Annotated in this window: 11 protein-coding genes; 7 read left to right on the top strand and 4 right to left on the bottom strand. The window is 73.7% G+C overall.

Features of this window, described 5'->3' with window-relative positions:
• Positions 1-2 precede the first annotated feature (2 nt).
• A complete protein-coding gene (locus EDF32_RS00880) occupies positions 3-491 on the bottom strand; it encodes a DUF3817 domain-containing protein (protein ID WP_123306663.1) in 489 nt (162 codons plus the stop codon).
• Positions 492-562: 71 nt separating this feature from the next.
• Here EDF32_RS00880 and EDF32_RS00875 point away from each other — a divergent pair, with 71 nt between their 5' ends.
• Together EDF32_RS00875 and EDF32_RS00870 are read left to right on the top strand one after the other, a co-directional pair.
• On the top strand, positions 563-2,347 hold the full coding sequence (locus EDF32_RS00875) for an ABC transporter ATP-binding protein (protein ID WP_370449875.1): 1,785 nt from the start codon (positions 563-565) through the stop codon (positions 2,345-2,347).
• A complete protein-coding gene (locus EDF32_RS00870; RefSeq protein WP_123306662.1) occupies positions 2,344-4,086 on the top strand; it encodes an ABC transporter ATP-binding protein in 1,743 nt (580 codons plus the stop codon). Before EDF32_RS00875 ends, EDF32_RS00870 begins: the two co-directional genes overlap by 4 nt.
• Before the next feature lie 19 nt (positions 4,087-4,105).
• Here the strand turns inward: EDF32_RS00870 and EDF32_RS00865 are convergent, their stop codons facing one another.
• Positions 4,106-4,993, bottom strand: coding sequence for an SURF1 family protein (locus tag EDF32_RS00865; protein ID WP_233565603.1), 888 nt, complete (start codon positions 4,991-4,993; stop codon positions 4,106-4,108).
• Positions 4,994-5,144: 151 nt separating this feature from the next.
• Between EDF32_RS00865 and EDF32_RS00860 the strand changes: the two genes are divergently transcribed.
• The 3 genes from EDF32_RS00860 to EDF32_RS00850 are packed head-to-tail and all read left to right on the top strand — an operon-like array spanning position 5,145 to position 11,078.
• On the top strand, positions 5,145-7,622 hold the full coding sequence (locus EDF32_RS00860; RefSeq protein ID WP_123306661.1) for a phosphoketolase: 2,478 nt from the start codon (positions 5,145-5,147) through the stop codon (positions 7,620-7,622).
• Between the two features lie 28 nt (positions 7,623-7,650).
• The gene (gene pta, locus EDF32_RS00855; protein WP_123306660.1) at positions 7,651-9,786 is read left to right on the top strand and encodes a phosphate acetyltransferase; all 2,136 of its coding nucleotides are present in this window, start codon (positions 7,651-7,653) and stop codon (positions 9,784-9,786) included.
• On the top strand, positions 9,783-11,078 hold the full coding sequence (locus tag EDF32_RS00850) for an acetate kinase (RefSeq protein WP_123306659.1): 1,296 nt from the start codon (positions 9,783-9,785) through the stop codon (positions 11,076-11,078). Before pta ends, EDF32_RS00850 begins: the two co-directional genes overlap by 4 nt.
• A gap of 42 nt (positions 11,079-11,120) precedes the next feature.
• On the opposite strand, the gene EDF32_RS00845 is transcribed toward EDF32_RS00850, so the two are convergent.
• Both EDF32_RS00845 and EDF32_RS00840 read right to left on the bottom strand, forming a co-directional pair.
• The gene (locus EDF32_RS00845) at positions 11,121-11,570 is read right to left on the bottom strand and encodes a GNAT family acetyltransferase (RefSeq protein ID WP_123306658.1); all 450 of its coding nucleotides are present in this window, start codon (positions 11,568-11,570) and stop codon (positions 11,121-11,123) included.
• A complete protein-coding gene (locus EDF32_RS00840; protein ID WP_123306710.1) occupies positions 11,567-12,691 on the bottom strand; it encodes a GuaB3 family IMP dehydrogenase-related protein in 1,125 nt (374 codons plus the stop codon). The genes EDF32_RS00845 and EDF32_RS00840 overlap by 4 nt, the downstream gene beginning before the upstream one ends.
• Before the next feature lie 136 nt (positions 12,692-12,827).
• Here EDF32_RS00840 and EDF32_RS00835 point away from each other — a divergent pair, with 136 nt between their 5' ends.
• Both EDF32_RS00835 and EDF32_RS00830 read left to right on the top strand, forming a co-directional pair.
• On the top strand, positions 12,828-13,541 hold the full coding sequence (locus EDF32_RS00835) for an exonuclease domain-containing protein (RefSeq protein WP_123306709.1): 714 nt from the start codon (positions 12,828-12,830) through the stop codon (positions 13,539-13,541).
• Positions 13,542-13,653: 112 nt separating this feature from the next.
• Positions 13,654-15,192, top strand: a complete 1,539-nt coding sequence (locus EDF32_RS00830; RefSeq protein WP_123306657.1) for a UDP-N-acetylglucosamine 1-carboxyvinyltransferase — start codon at positions 13,654-13,656, stop codon at positions 15,190-15,192.
• Positions 15,193-15,346: the final 154 nt, after the last annotated feature.

Raw genomic sequence — 15,346 nt, 5'->3', positions numbered from 1 at the left:
GGTCAGCCCTCGGTCCCGGGACCGCCCGCCGGGGCGGGACGCTGCGCGCGCGAGGCCTCCAGCGCGTCCAGCCGAGCGCCGACGTCGCGCACGACCCGCTTCTCGAGGACGAACGACATCACCGGCACGACGCCGGCGAGCACGAGCGTGACCAGGCGGCCGAAGCCCCAGCGCATCTTCGCCCAGAGATCGAGCACCGTGACGAGGTAGACGACGTAGATCCAGCCGTGCGCGAAGGGGACCCACTCGATGTACGGCAGGAGGGCGTCGGAGACGCCGGCGAGGTCCACGAGGAGGTACTTGTAGATCATCTCGACGCACAGCACCAGCAGCATCGTCCCGGTCAGGAGCGCCATGAACCGGTAGCGCGCGAGCGCCCCGCGGGCCTTGCGCACCGCGGCGAGGACCTGCTGCGCGTCCGGGACCGGAGCCCCGCCGCCGGGCCCTGCGCCCGTGGCGGTCCGGCCGGTGCTGCTGTCCGCTGTGCTCATCGAGACGGTTCCTCACGACGGGTGACAAAAGGTGTGGATCCGTGTCGGACCCGTCCACCATGCTAGATCCCGTGCGCCCCCTCCCCCTCACCGATCCCGGCGAGCTCCCGCTGACCACCCCGGGCCGCGCCCTGTGGTGGGTCGCCTCCCGCCAGCGCGGCCTGCTGGCGCTGTCGCTGACCGCCGGGACCGTGGCGATGGTCTCGCAGGCGGCCACGCCCCTGCTCATCGGCCGGGCGATCGACGACGGCGTCGCGCACGGGTTCGGCCCGCAGCTGTTCACCTGGTGCGCCCTCATGCTCGCCAACGCGGCCGTCCTCGTCGCCGCCGGCGCCTTCAGCCACCGGTTCGACGTGGAGAGCTGGCTGCGCAGCACCTACCGGCTCGCCCAGCAGATCGGGCGCAGCGCCTCGCGGACCGGCCACCGCATCACCCGCACGCTGCCCACCGGCGAGGTCGTCGCGGCGGTGGCGAACGACACCATGCGCGTCGGCGAGGTCTTCGCGATGGCCGGGCGGTTCGTCGGCGGCGTCGTCGCGTACGGGGTGGTCGCCGCGATCATGCTGTCCCGGTCGCTGACGCTCGGGCTCGTCGTGACCCTCGGGATCCCGGTGGTCGCCGGCGTGCTGGGCCTCCTGGTGCGCCCGCTGCACGCGCGCCAGGCGGCGCAGCGCGAGGAGACCGGCCACCTCACGTCGCTCGGCTCCGACACCGTCTCCGGGCTGCGGATCCTGCGCGGCATCGGCGGCGAGGGCGTGTTCGCGGGGCGGTACGCCGCCCAGTCCCAGCGCGTGCGCGCCGAGGGCGTCCGGGTGGCGACGGTCCAGTCGTGGCTGGACGGGCTGCAGGTGCTGCTCCCCGGCCTGCTCGTGGCGCTCGTCCTGTGGATCGGCGCGCGGGGCGCGATCGCCGGGGACGTCACCCCGGGCCAGCTCGTCACCTTCTACGTGTACGCGGCCTTCCTCTCCTGGCCGCTGCAGCTCGCGACGCAGATGCTGCAGATCGCCACCCGCGCGCTCGTCTCGCTGCGCAAGGTCCAGGCGGTGCTGCGCGTGGAGGGCGCCACCCCGCAGGCAGCCGACCCGGCCGACGCGCCGGACCCCGGCGCCGAGCTCGTCGACGAGTCGAGCGGCCTCGTCCTGCGGCCCGGGGAGGTCGTCGGGCTCGTGTGCGCGCGGCCGGACGAGTCGGCCCGGGTGGCGACCCGGCTCGGCCGGTTCGACGACGCGGCGGAGGCGGCGTACCCCGTGCGCCTCGGCGGCGTACGCCTCGGTGACCTCGACCGCACCCACCTGCGCCACCGCGTCGTCGTCTCGGAGGCCACGCCGCACCTGTTCTCCGGTCCCCTCGCCGAAGAGCTCGACGCTCGGGGCCGCGCCGTCGAGGCCGAGCTGCTGCACGCCCTCTTCGTCGCCGACGCCCAGGACGTGCTCGACTCCGTCCCGGACGGGATCGACGGGGTCCTGCCCGAGAAGGGCAGCTCCCTCTCCGGCGGCCAGCGCCAGCGCGTCGCGCTCGCCCGCGCCCTGCTCACGGACCCCGAGATCCTCGTGCTGGTCGAGCCGACCAGCGCCGTCGACGCGCACACCGAGGCGCGCATCGCCGAGCGCGTCGCCGAGGTCCGCCGCGGTCGCACGACGCTCGTCGTCACCGCCAGCCCGCTCGTGCTCGAGCACATGGACGACGTCGCGCTGCTCGACGGCGGCCGGGTCGTCGCGCGCGGCACCCACCACGAGCTGCTCGGCGCCGCGCACGACGCGTCCGCGCGCTACCGCGCCGTCGTCGGCCGGGGCGCGGAGGAGGGCACGCCCGAGGGCGCGCCCGGGCGGGCCGACGAGAAGGAGGAGGCCCGATGAGCGAGACCCTGCTTCCGATCGCCGACCGCGCCCAGGTCCGGGCGGCGACGGCCGACCTGTTCCGCGCGCACCGCCGTGCCCTGGCCGGCATGGCCGCGCTGCACACCGTGGGCGCCGTCGTCGGCCTCGCCGGGCCGTTCCTGCTCGGGCGCCTCGTCGACGAGGTCGCGCGCGGCACCACCGCCGCGCACGTCGACCGGCTCGTCCTCTTGCTCGTCGCGGCGGTCGTGGTGCAGGCCGTCGTGGTGCGCTTCGCGCAGCAGGCGTCCATGGTCTTCGGCGAGGAGGTCTTCGCCGAGCTCCGCGAGGACTTCATGCGCCGGCTCACGGGGCTGCCCCTGTCCGTCGTCGAGCGCGCGGGCACGGGCGACCTCGTCGCGCGCACCACCAACGACGTCAACAAGCTGCAGCACGCCATCCGGTTCGGCGTGCCGCGCGTCCTCGTGTGCGTCATCACGATCGTGCTGACGCTCGTCGCGTCGTTCCTCGCGGCGCCGCTCGTCTCCCTCGGCCTCGTCGTCGGCGTCCCGCTCGTGGTCGTCGCGACGCGCAGGTACCTGGCCCGGGCCACCCCGGCCTACCTGCGCGAGTCCGCCGCATACGCGACCCTCAACGGGACCATCACCGAGGCCGTCGAGGGCGCCCGCACGACCGACGCCCTGCACCTGGGCGCCCGCGTGCGCCGCCGCGTGGACCGCGACCTCGCCGAGGGTTTCGCCGCCGAGCGCCGGACGCTGGGGCTGCGCCTGCGCCTGATCCCGTCGCTCGACGCCGCCATGGCGGTCGCGCCGGTCGCCGTGCTGCTCTGGGGCGGCTGGCTGGTCTCCCAGGGGCACGCGACGATCGGCACCGTCACCACGGTGACGGCGTTCGGCTCCCAGCTCGGCGGGCCGGTGTTCGACCTGGTCTTCTGGCTCGACGAGATCCAGGTCGCCGCCGTCTCGCTCGCGCGGATCGTCGGCGTGGGCCTCGTGCCGCCGGACCGCGCGGCGGGCGCCGCCCGTCCGGCCGACGAGTCCGTCCGGGTGCGCGAGGTGCGCTACGCCTACCGCGAGGGGCACGACGTCCTGCACGGGATCGACCTCGACCTGCGCGTCGGCGAGCGGCTGGCCGTCGTGGGCCCCTCCGGCGCGGGCAAGTCGACGCTCGGCCGCATGCTCGCCGGGATCCACCCGCCCACGGCCGGGAGCGTCACGGTCGGCGGGGTGCCGCTGGTGGAGCTGCCGCTCGACGAGCTGCGCGGCCACGTGGCCCTGGTCACCCAGGAGCACCACGTGTTCGTGGGCACGCTCGCCGACAACCTGCGCCTCGCGGACACAGGCGCCGACGACGCCCGGCTCGCCGAGGCGCTCGAGGCCGTGGACGCGGCCGGCTGGGCGCAGGCGCTGCCCCAGGGGCTGGCCACGGTCGTCGGCTCGGGCGGGCACGTGCTCACGCCCGCCCAGGCGCAGCAGGTCGCGCTCGCGCGGCTGGTGCTGCTCGACCCGCACACCCTGGTCCTGGACGAGGCGACGTCGCTGCTCGACCCCCGCGCGGCGCGGCACCTCGAGCGCTCGCTCGACGCCGTGCTCGCCGGGCGCACCGTCGTGGCCATCGCCCACCGCCTGCACACCGCGCACGACGCGGACCGGGTGGCGGTCGTCGACGCCGGGCGGGTCGTGGAGATCGGCACGCACGACGAGCTGGTGGCGGCCGGTGGCGGCTACGCGCGGCTGTGGGAGTCCTGGCAGCACGAGTAGCGCGGGCGGGGGCGCGCGCTCACTCGCGGGCGACCTCCTCGTCGGGCAGGGCGATCTGGGCGATCCCGCGCCGCCCGGACGCCTCGTCGCGCACGAGGCGCACCCACAGCGCCACCGCGAACCCGCCGAACACGAACCACTGCAGCGCGTAGAACGCGTTCTGCAGGTTCAGCCCCTCGCCGCCGGAGAGGGTGGGGCGCCCGAGCAGGGCCGGCCCGCCGTCCTCGGCCGCGACCTGGCCCGGGTCCGACGACGAGAGCACGACGTAGCCCGACCAGATCGGCGGGCCCCACGAGTTCGCGAGCGCCGCCGTGGAGATCGCGTCGGTCTGCCCCGCCGGGAGGCCCCCGTCACCCGTCGCCTCCCCCGCCTGGAGGTACCCCGTCACGCGGACGGGCCCGGCGGGCGGCGCGAGCTCGGCCGCCGCCGACGGGAGGACGGCGCCGTCGTCGCCGACGACGTCCTGCGGGACCCAGCCCCGCACGACCGGCACGACCGGCGGCCCCGAGAGGTCCGCCCAGGAGGCCCCGCCGGTCCCGTCGTCGCTGACGCGCAGCGGCGACAGCACCAGGAAGCCGTTCTCGCCGTGCAGCACCCGGTCCGCGACGAGCAGCTGGCCGTCCGGCTCGTAGGAGCCCTCGACCCAGGCCGAGCGGCCGACGAGGTCGCCCGGCATGCCCTGCTGCGGCGGCAGGAGGGTGCCGAGGCCCTCGGGGCCGTCCGACGTACGCTCCGCGGCGGCCTGCTTCTCGGCGAGCTCGCCCCGCTCCTGGGCGCGGTCGATCTGCCACACGCCGAGCCGGGCGCAGACCGCCGCGGCGAGCAGCAGGAGCAGCAGGACACCGACCATGCGGGGCCGCCGGGCCACGGCCCAGAACGACGGGCGGGGCGCGGCGGGATCGGTCACGGCACCACGGTAGTCGGCCCCGCGGGGCCTCCGGTCCGGGGCCGGCGCCCCGTCTCGCACGTCACACCGGGCGGCGCTCCCGAGCGCGGGCAGGCCGGTGCCCGATGCGGTTGTATGGAGACACCATCCCCAGCCCTGCGAGGAGTGCGCGATGAGCATCACGACCGCCCGTACCGTCGAGACCGAGTGGCGCCGGGGCGCCGGCGAGATGTCCGACGAGACGCTCGAGACGATCGACCGGTGGTGGCGGGCCGCGAACTATCTGTCCGTCGGGCAGATCTACCTCCTCGACAACCCGCTGCTGCGCACGCCGCTGAGCCGCGACGACGTCAAGCCGCGCCTGCTCGGCCACTGGGGCACCACGCCCGGGCTGAACTTCCTCTACGCGCACCTCAACCGCGCGATCGCCGAGCGCGAGCAGTCGACCATCTTCGTCACCGGCCCGGGCCACGGCGGCCCGGGGCTCGTCGCCTCGACCTACCTCGACGGGACCTACAGCGAGGTCTACCCCGACATCACGCAGGACGCGGAGGGCGTGCGCCGGCTGTTCCGCCAGTTCTCCTTCCCCGGCGGCATCCCGTCGCACGTCGCGCCCGAGACGCCGGGCTCGATCCACGAGGGCGGCGAGCTCGGCTACGCCCTCTCGCACGCCTACGGCGCGGCCTTCGACAACCCCGACCTCCTGGTCGCGACCGTCGTCGGGGACGGTGAGGCCGAGACCGGCCCGCTGGCGACCAGCTGGCACTCGAACAAGTTCGTCAACCCGCGCCAGGACGGCGTCGTCCTGCCGATCCTGCACCTGAACGGGTACAAGATCGCGAACCCCACGGTCCTCGCGCGGATCAGCGACGAGGAGCTCGTCGACCTCATGCGCGGGTACGGCCACACCCCGCACGTGTTCGTCGCCGGGTTCGACGACGAGCCGCACGTGGAGATCCACCGGCGGTTCGCCGCGATGCTGGACGAGGTCCTCGACGACATCGCGGACATCAAGGCGCGCGCCGCCGGCGGCGACGAGTCCCGCCCGCTGTGGCCGATGATCGTCTTCCGCACCCCGAAGGGCTGGACGGGACCCGACACGATCGACGGCAAGAAGACCGTCGGCTCGTGGCGCGCCCACCAGGTGCCCCTCGCCAGCGCGCGCGACACCCCGGAGCACCTCGGCGTGCTCGGCTCGTGGCTCCAGTCGTACAAGGCGGAGGAGCTGTTCGACGACGAGGGCCGCGTGGCGCAGGACATCAGCGCGCTGGCGCCGAGCGGGCAGCTGCGGATGAGCGACAACCCGAACGGCAACGGCGGCCTGCTGCTGCGCGACCTGCGGCTGCCGGACTTCCGCGACTACGCCGTGGACGTGCCGGTCCCCGGCGGTTCCATCAGCGAGGCGCCGAAGATCCTGGGGAACTGGCTGACCGACGTCATCCGGCGCAACCCGGACAACTTCCGGATCTTCGGGCCGGACGAGACGGCGTCGAACCGGCTCCAGGCCGTCTTCGAGACGACCGACAAGCAGTGGAACGCCGACTTCGTCGGCCCCGACGTGGACGAGCACCTCGCCCGCGCCGGGCGCGTGATGGAGATGCTCTCCGAGCACCAGTGCCAGGGCTGGCTGGAGGGCTACCTCCTCACCGGCCGCCACGGCCTGTTCAACTGCTACGAGGCGTTCATCCACATCATCGACTCGATGTTCAACCAGCACGCCAAGTGGCTCAAGGTGACCGACGACATCCCGTGGCGCCGCCCGATCGCGAGCCTGAACTACCTGCTGTCCTCGCACGTGTGGCGCCAGGACCACAACGGGTTCAGCCACCAGGACCCCGGGTTCATCGACCACGTGATGAACAAGAAGGCCGAGATCGTCCGCGTCTACCTCCCGCCGGACGCCAACACCCTCCTGTCGACGTACGACCACTGCCTGCGCAGCCGGCAGTACGTCAACGTCGTCGTCAGCGGCAAGCAGCCGGCCCCGAACTTCCTCACCATGGAGCAGGCCGTCGCCCACTGCACCCGCGGCGTCGGCATCTGGGACTGGGCGGGCACCGAGGTCGAGGGCGAGGAGCCGGACGTCGTGCTCGGCTGCGCGGGCGACGTGCCCACGCTCGAGGCGCTCGCGGCGGCCGACATCCTGCGCCGGGAGATCCCCGACCTCAAGGTCCGCGTGGTCAACGTCGTGGACCTCATGCGCATGCAGGACGAGAAGGAGCACCCGCACGGGCTCTCCGACAAGGACTTCGACACGATCTTCACGGCGACCAAGCCGGTGATCTTCGCCTACCACGGGTACCCGTGGCTCATCCACCGCCTCACGTACCGCCGCCGCGGGCACGCGAACATCCACGTGCGCGGCTACAAGGAGGAGGGCACCACGACGACGCCGTTCGACATGGTCATGCTCAACGACCTCGACCGGTTCCACCTGGTCATCGACGTGATCGACCGGGTGCCGTCGCTCGGTGCGAGCCGTGCAGGCCTGCGCCAGCGCATGGTCGACGCGCGCCTGGAGGCCCGCGAGTACACCCGCACCCACGGGGAGGACCTGCCGTCCGTGCGCGACTGGGTCTGGCCCGACGCCGGGGACTCCGGCCTCTCCCAGGACGCCGTCGCGTCGGACACCGGCGGGGACAACGAGTGAGAGCAGGATCTGACGCGGGGGCGCACGGATGAGCGAGCTCGCCCGCAGCGTGTACGTCACCAGCCCCGAGGGCGAGACGGGCAAGTCGACCGTCGCCCTCGGGGTGCTGGACCTCCTCGTCGCCCGGGCACGGAAGGTCGGCGTCTTCCGTCCGGTGTCCCGCACCACGGGGCGCGCCGGGGACACGGCGCGCGACCACGTGCTCGAGCTCCTGCTCGCGCACGACGCGGTGGACCTCGCCTACGAGGACGCCGTCGGCGTCACGTACGACGACGTCCACCGCGACCCCGAGGCGGCCCTCTCCCTGATCGTCGCCCGGTACCACGCGGTGGCGGCGCGGTGCGACGCCGTCGTCGTCCTCGGGACGGACTACACCGACGTCGCCGGGCCCACCGAGCTCGCGTTCAACGCGCGGGTCGCGGCGAACCTCGGCGCGCCCGTCCTCCTGGTGGTCTCCGGCAAGGACCGCGTGCCCGACGACGTCCGCCAGCTCGCGGAGGTCTCCGCCGCCGAGATCCGGGCGAACCACGGGCAGATGGTCGGGATCGTGGCGAACCGCTGCGTCCCCGGCACCCTGGACGAGGTGCGCGATGCGCTGCGCGGCGTCGACCCGGGATCGCCGGCACTGCCCGCGTGGGCGATCCCGGACGACCCGTTCCTGGTCGCGCCGACCGTCCAGGCGCTCATGGAGGCCGTCCAGGGCCGGCTGTCCTTCGGCGACCGGGAGCTGCTCGCCCGCGAGGTGCTCGACGTCCAGGTCGGCGCGATGACCCTGGACAACCTGCTGGAGCGCATCACCGACGGTGCCGTCGTCATCACGCCGGGCGACCGCGCCGAGCTGCTCATCGGGCTCATCGCGGCGCACTCCGCCCCGGGCTTCCCGTCGCTGGCCGGGATCGTGCTCAACGGCGGGTTCTACCCGCCGCCGACGAGCGCGGACCTCGTCGCCGACCTCGACCCGCGGCTGCCCGTCATCCGGACCGACCTGGACACCTTCCAGGCCGCGAGCGCCGCCGCCGGCGTGCGGGGCCGGGTCACCAAGGACGCACAGCGCAAGATCGACACGGCACGGGCGCTCTTCGAGCAGAACGTCGACGGCACGGCGCTCCTGGGGACCCTCGACCTGCCCCGGGTCGGCGCCGTGACGCCGCTGATGTTCGAGTACGACCTGCTCTCGCGCGCCCAGGCCGACCGCCGGCGCATCGTGCTGCCCGAGGGTGGCGACGACCGGATCCTGCGGGCGGCGTCCACCCTGCTCGGCCGGCAGGCCGCCGACCTGACGATCCTCGGTGACGAGAAGGAGGTCCGGGCGCGCGGCATCGAGCTCGGCCTCGACCTCGAGGCGGCCCAGGTGCTCTCGCCCCACGACCCGGCCCACGTCGAGCGGTTCGCCCACGAGTACGCGCGCCTGCGCGCGCACAAGGGCATGACCGCGGAGCGCGCGAGCGAGATCGTCACGGACGTCTCGTACTTCGGCACGATGATGGTGCACCTCGGCCTCGCGGACGGGATGGTCTCCGGCGCCGCGCACACGACCGCCCACACGATCCGCCCGTCCTTCGAGATCATCAAGACCGTCCCGGGCGTCTCGGTGGTCTCGTCGGTGTTCCTCATGTGCCTCGAGGACCGCGTGCTCGTCTACGGCGACTGCGCGGTCAACCCGGACCCGAGCGCCACCCAGCTGGCAGACATCGCGATCTCGTCCGCGGCGACGGCCCAGCAGTTCGGGGTCGACCCGCGCATCGCGATGCTCTCCTACTCCACGGGCACCTCCGGCTCGGGCGCCGACGTCGACAAGGTCCGCGAGGCGACCGCGCTCGCCCGCGAGCGCCGGCCCGACCTGTTCGTCGAGGGACCGATCCAGTACGACGCCGCGGTCGACGCGAGCGTCGCGGCGTCCAAGCTCCCGGGCTCGGACGTCGCCGGGCGCGCGACGGTCTTCGTCTTCCCCGACCTCAACACCGGGAACAACACCTACAAGGCGGTGCAGCGCTCCGCGGGCGCTGTCGCCGTGGGCCCTGTGCTGCAGGGCCTGAACAAGCCGGTGAACGACCTCTCGCGCGGCGCGCTCGTGCAGGACATCGTCAACACGGTCGCGATCACCGCCATCCAGGCGCAGGGACCCACCCCCGGCGCCGAGACCACGGACGGAGCACCCGCATGACGCCCCCCACCCGAGACGACACGAGCGGCGCCGGCACGAGCAGCACCGGCACGAGCAGCACCGGGCGGACGGCCGGCAGCAGCGTGCGCGGCGCGCACGGCTCCGTCCTCGTCCTGAACTCGGGCTCGTCGTCGCTGAAGTACCAGCTCGTGCACCCCGTGGGCGGGGAGGCGATCGCCTCGGGGATCGTCGAGCGGATCGGCGAGAGCGGCCCGGGGCACGTCAAGCACACGTTCGCCGGCAACAGCACGACGCGCGAGTCCCCGGTGGCCGACCACGACGCGGCCCTGCGCCTCGCGATCGGCCTGTTCGACGAGGTCGGCCCGAGCCTCGCGGAGGCGGACGTGCGCGCCGTCGGGCACCGCGTGGTGCACGGCGGGGCGCGCTTCGGCGAGCCCGTGCTGGTCACGGACGAGGTGCTGCGCCAGATCCGCGACCTGACCCCGCTCGCGCCGCTGCACAACCCGGCCAACGCGACGGGCATCGAGGTCGCCCGCGAGCTCATGCCCGACGTGCCGCACGTCGCCGTGTTCGACACGGCGTTCTTCCGCACGCTGCCCGAGGCCGCGTCGACCTACGCGATCGACCGCGCTGTGGCCCAGCAGCACGGGGTGCGCCGCTACGGGTTCCACGGGACGTCCCACCAGTACGTCTCGGGCAAGGTCGCACGCGTGCTCGGCCGCCCGCTGGAGGACCTCAACCAGATCGTTCTGCACCTCGGCAACGGCGCCTCGGCGTCCGCGGTGCGCGGCGGCGAGGCCGTGGAGACGTCCATGGGCCTGACGCCGCTGGAGGGCCTCGTCATGGGCACGCGCAGCGGCGACATCGACCCGGCGGTGGTCTTCCACCTCGTGCGCAACGCCGGGATGAGCATCGACGAGGTCGACGAGCTGCTCAACAAGCGTTCCGGCATCAAGGGGATCTCCGGCGAGAACGACTTCCGCGAGCTGCACGAGAAGATCGCCGACGGCGACCGCCCGGCCAAGCTCGCGCTCGACGTGTACGTGCACCGCCTGCGCAAGTACGTGGGCGCCTACGCGGCCGTGCTGGGCCGGGTCGACGTCATCTCGTTCACGGCCGGCGTCGGCGAGAACGACGACGAGGTCCGTGCGGCGGTCATGGCGGGGCTCGAGGGCTTCGGGTTCGCGATCGACCCGGAGCGCAACGCCGGGCGGGTCAAGGAGCCGCGCGTGATCTCCCCCGACTGGGCGCGCACCACGGTCATGGTGGTCCCGACGGACGAGGAGCTCGCCATCGCGCGCCAGGCCCTCACCGTCGCCCAGGGCCGCTGACCGCGACCGACGGCGGCCGACGGCGGCCGAGGACGCCCCGGCTCAGCGGCGGCCGTCGAGCCAGCGGCCCAGGACGACCGTCTCCTGGTCGGTGTACCCGAGGCGCGCGTAGAACCCCTGGACGGCCCCGTTGGTGCTCCGGACCATGAGCTGGACCTTCGTCGCGCCGACGCCGGCGAGCCACTGCTCGGCGGCGCGCACGAGCGCCCGACCGATACCTGTGGTGCGCGTCGCGGGCGCCACGGCGACGTACGACACCCACCCGCGGTGCCCGTCGTAGCCGGCCATCGCCGTCCCCACGACCGCGCCGTCGCGGCGCGCGACCAGCACCGTGGAGGTGGGGTTGCGCCGGGCGTCCGCGACATCCACGTCCGGGTCGTTCCACGGCCGGGTGAGCCCGCACTCCTGCCACAGCGCCACGACCGCCGCCACGTCGTCGTCCGCGATCTCGCCCAGGACCACCTGGTCCTGCGCGCCCCGCACGGAGGTCACCGCGGCTGGTAGGGCGAGACCACGACCTCGACGCGCTGGAACTCCTTGAGGTCGGAGTATCCGGTCGTGGCCATGGCGCGGCGCAGCGCGCCGACGATGTTCAGGGTGCCGTCTGCCTGGCGGCCGGGCCCGAAGAGGACCTCCTCGAGCGAGCCGGCGGTGCCCACGCGCACGCGCTCGCCGCGCGGCAGCTGCGGGTGGTGCGCCTCGGGGCCCCAGTGCCAGCCCTGACCGGGGGCCTCGTCGGCGCGGGCGAGGGTCGCGCCGAGCATCACGGCGTCCGCGCCGCACGCGACCGCCTTGACGAGGTCGCCGGAGTGGCCGACGCCGCCGTCGGCGATGACGTGCACGTAACGGCCGCCCGACTCGTCGAGGTAGTCCCGGCGCGCTGCCGCGACGTCGGCCACCGCGGACGCCATCGGGGCGTGGATCCCCAGCGAGACCCGGGTGGTGTGCGCCGCTCCCCCGCCGAACCCGACGAGCACACCAGCGGCGCCGGTGCGCATCAGGTGCAGCGCCGCGGTGTACGTCGCGGCGCCGCCGACGATGACGGGCACGTCGAGCTCGTAGATGAAGCGCTTGAGGTTCAGCGGCTCGGCGTTGCCCGAGACGTGCTCGGCGGAGACCGTGGTGCCGCGGATGACGAAGAGGTCCACGCCGGCGTCGACCACGCTCTGGTAGTGCTCCTGGGTGCGCTGCGGCGACAGCGCGCCGGCGACCGTGACGCCGGCGGCGCGGATCTCCTTCAGGCGCTGGGTGATGAGCTCCGGCTTGATCGGCTCGGCGTACACCTGCTGCAGGCGGCGGATCGCGTCCTCCGGCTCGAGGCCGGCGATCTCGGCGAGGATCGGCTCGGGCGACTCGTACCGCGTCCAGAGCCCCTCGAGGTCGAGGACCCCGAGGCCGCCGAGCTCCCCGAGCCGGACGGCGGTCGCGGGGCTCATCACCGAGTCCATCGGCGCCGCGATGACCGGGAGGTCGAAGTGGTAGGCGTCGATCTGCCACCCGGTCGAGACGTCGCGCGGGTCGCGCGTGCGGCGGGAGGGGACCACCGCGATGTCGTCGAAGGAGTACGCGCGGCGCCCGCGCTTGCCACGGCCGATCTCGATCTCGTTGCTCACGCCCACAGACTACGGGAACCCGGGCGTCCGGAGCCGGGCGTCCAGAGCCGGCCGGGCGGTGTCGGAGGCTCCTGGGAGAGTCGTGCTCGACGCCGGGGCACCGGGCGCGCAGGACGACCTGAGAGGCGAGGACACCATGAGCTGGACCGCAGGGCCGCTGATCGGCTTCGACACCGAGACGACGGGCGTGGACGTGCACGGCGACCGCATCGTCACCGCCGCTCTCGTGCGTCGCGACCCGGGCGGGCGCACGACGGCGCGGAGCTGGCTCCTGGACCCGGGAGTCGCGATCCCGGCCGAGGCGTCCGCGATCCACGGCATCACCACGGAGCACGCCCGGGCGCACGGCCGCGCCCCGGCGCAGGCGCTGGAGGAGATCGCCGGCGAGATCGCCCGGGCGCTCGCGCTCGGCACCCCGGTCGTCGCGTTCAACGCCTCGTTCGACCTGTCGATCCTCGACGCCGAGCTCTCGCGGCACGGCCTGCCACGGCTCGCCGAGCGCCTGGGCCGGGACGTCGGGCCGGTCGTCGACCCGCTGGTGCTGGACCGGGCCGTCGCCCGGTTCCGTCGCGGGAAGCGTCGTCTCGGGGACCTGTGCACGGTGTACGGGGTCGTCGCCGGCTCCGCCGGCCTGCACACGGCCGACGTCGACGTGGTCGCGACGCTCGGCGTGCTGGACGCGATCGTGGACCAGCACCCGCACCTGGCACGGTTCGAGCTCGCCGAGCTGCACCACTACCAGGCGGCGGCGCACGAGGAGTGGGCCGTGGGCTTCAACGCCTGGCGCGCGGAGCAGGGGTACGAGGGCGCCGGCGCCTCGATCGCCTGGCCCTACTACGCCGTGGCCTGACCCGCACCCCGACACCACCGGGCGCATGCGCGCTTGTGCAGGTCCCGTGGACGTCCCGCGCCACACGCTGTCCCGTGGCCGCGATATCTCATCCATGAGATACGGTCGCCGCATGACGACTCTCGAGCAGACCCCGCAGCACCTCGCCCAGGTCGGCGCCCTCATCCGCGGCGCCCGCCAGCACCGCGGGCTGACCCAGGCCCAGCTCGCCGAGCGCCTCTCGACGAGCCAGAGCGCCATCCACCGCATCGAGCAGGGCTCGCAGAACATCAGCCTCGACATGCTCACCCGCGTCTCGGACGCGCTCTCCGCGGACATCATCACCCTCGGCAGCCCGCGCCACGCGCACCTGCGCGTCACGGGGGGCCAGACCCTCAGCGGCTCGATCCGCGTGAACTCCTCGAAGAACGCCGCGGTGGCCCTGCTGTGCGCCTCGCTGCTCAACCGGGGCCGCACCACGCTGCGCGACGTGGCGCGCATCGTCGAGGTCGAGCGCATCCTCACCGTCCTGCGCAGCATCGGCGTGCGCGCGACGTGGTCGCCGAACGGCCACGACCTCGAGATCGTCGTCCCCGACCGGCTCGACCTCACCTCGATCGACGCCGAGGCGGCGCGGCGCACGCGCTCGATCATCATGTTCCTCGGCCCGCTGCTCGGGCTGCAGAGCACCTTCGACCTGCCCTACGCCGGCGGCTGCGACCTCGGCACCCGGACGGTCGAGCCGCACATGGTCGCGCTGCGCCCCTTCGGCCTCGAGGTCACGGCCGCGTCCGGCTTCTACGCGGCCTCCGTCGCGCGCACCAGCGGAGACGTCTCCGTCGTGCTCACCGAGCGGGGCGACACCGTCACCGAGAACGCGATCATGGCCGCCGCCCGGCACGACGGCGTGACGACCATCCGCAACGCCAGCCCGAACTACATGGTCCAGGACCTCTGCTTCTACCTCGAGCTGCTGGGCGTGCGCATCGACGGGATCGGCACGACGACCCTGCACGTGCACGGCGTCGCGGAGATCGACGCGGACGTCGAGTACGCGGTCTCGGAGGACCCGGTGGAGGCGATGAGCCTGCTCACGGCCGGCATCGTCACCGGCTCCGAGATCACCGTCGAGCGCACCCCGATCGAGTTCATGGAGATCGAGCTGACGACCCTCGCGGAGATGGGGCTGCGGTACACGCGCTCCGCGGAGTACGTCGCCCGCAACGGGCGCACGCGCCTCGTCGACGTCACGGTCCACCCGAGCGAGCTCGTCGCGGCCCGGGGCACCATCCACCCGATGCCGTTCCCGGGGCTGAACATCGACAACCTGCCGTTCTTCGCCGTGATCGCGGCCTGCGCGACGGGCAGCACCCTGATCCACGACTGGGTCTACGACGGGCGCGCCATCCACCTGACGGACCTCACGCGCCTCGGTGCCAACGTCCGGCTGCTCGACGCCCATCGCCTCGACGTCACCGGGCCCACGCACTGGTCCGGCGCCGAGGTGAGCTGCCCGCCGGCGCTGCGCCCCGCCGTCGTCATCCTGCTCGCGATGCTGGCCGCGAAGGGCACGTCCGTGCTGCGCAACGTCGACATCATCGCGCGCGGCTACGAGCAGCTCGCCGACCGGCTGCGCGAGCTCGGCGCCCAGATCGAGACGTTCCGCGACTGACGGTGACGATGTCGGCGGCCCGGCGCCGCCGAGACGTCGAATTCTGCCCCTGATCCGAAGGCGGTCTCAGGCGGTGAGTGCAACACCTCGTAGTAGTTCGTCGAGTTTCTCTGCCGGGGTGTAGAAGTTCAAGGTCTTGCGGGCCCGCTGGTTC

The organism is Cellulomonas sp. PhB143, from assembly GCF_003752595.1.
Classification (GTDB): domain Bacteria; phylum Actinomycetota; class Actinomycetes; order Actinomycetales; family Cellulomonadaceae; genus Paraoerskovia.
Note: the sequence above shows the minus strand (reverse complement) of the source record. Positions and strands in the feature narration are given on the sequence as shown.

Bases quoted from the DNA above. Each gene is read 5' to 3' on its own strand.
- EDF32_RS00880 (WP_123306663.1), bottom strand. From the start codon at position 491: ATGAGCACAGCGGACAGCAGCACCGGCCGGACCGCCACGGGCGCAGGG.
- EDF32_RS00860 (WP_123306661.1), top strand. From the start codon at position 5,145: ATGAGCATCACGACCGCCCGTACCGTCGAGACCGAGTGGCGCCGGGGC.
- EDF32_RS00850 (WP_123306659.1), top strand. From the start codon at position 9,783: ATGACGCCCCCCACCCGAGACGACACGAGCGGCGCCGGCACGAGCAGC.
- pta (WP_123306660.1), top strand. From the start codon at position 7,651: ATGAGCGAGCTCGCCCGCAGCGTGTACGTCACCAGCCCCGAGGGCGAG.
- EDF32_RS00835 (WP_123306709.1), top strand. From the start codon at position 12,828: ATGAGCTGGACCGCAGGGCCGCTGATCGGCTTCGACACCGAGACGACG.
- EDF32_RS00830 (WP_123306657.1), top strand. From the start codon at position 13,654: ATGACGACTCTCGAGCAGACCCCGCAGCACCTCGCCCAGGTCGGCGCC.
- EDF32_RS00870 (WP_123306662.1), top strand. From the start codon at position 2,344: ATGAGCGAGACCCTGCTTCCGATCGCCGACCGCGCCCAGGTCCGGGCG.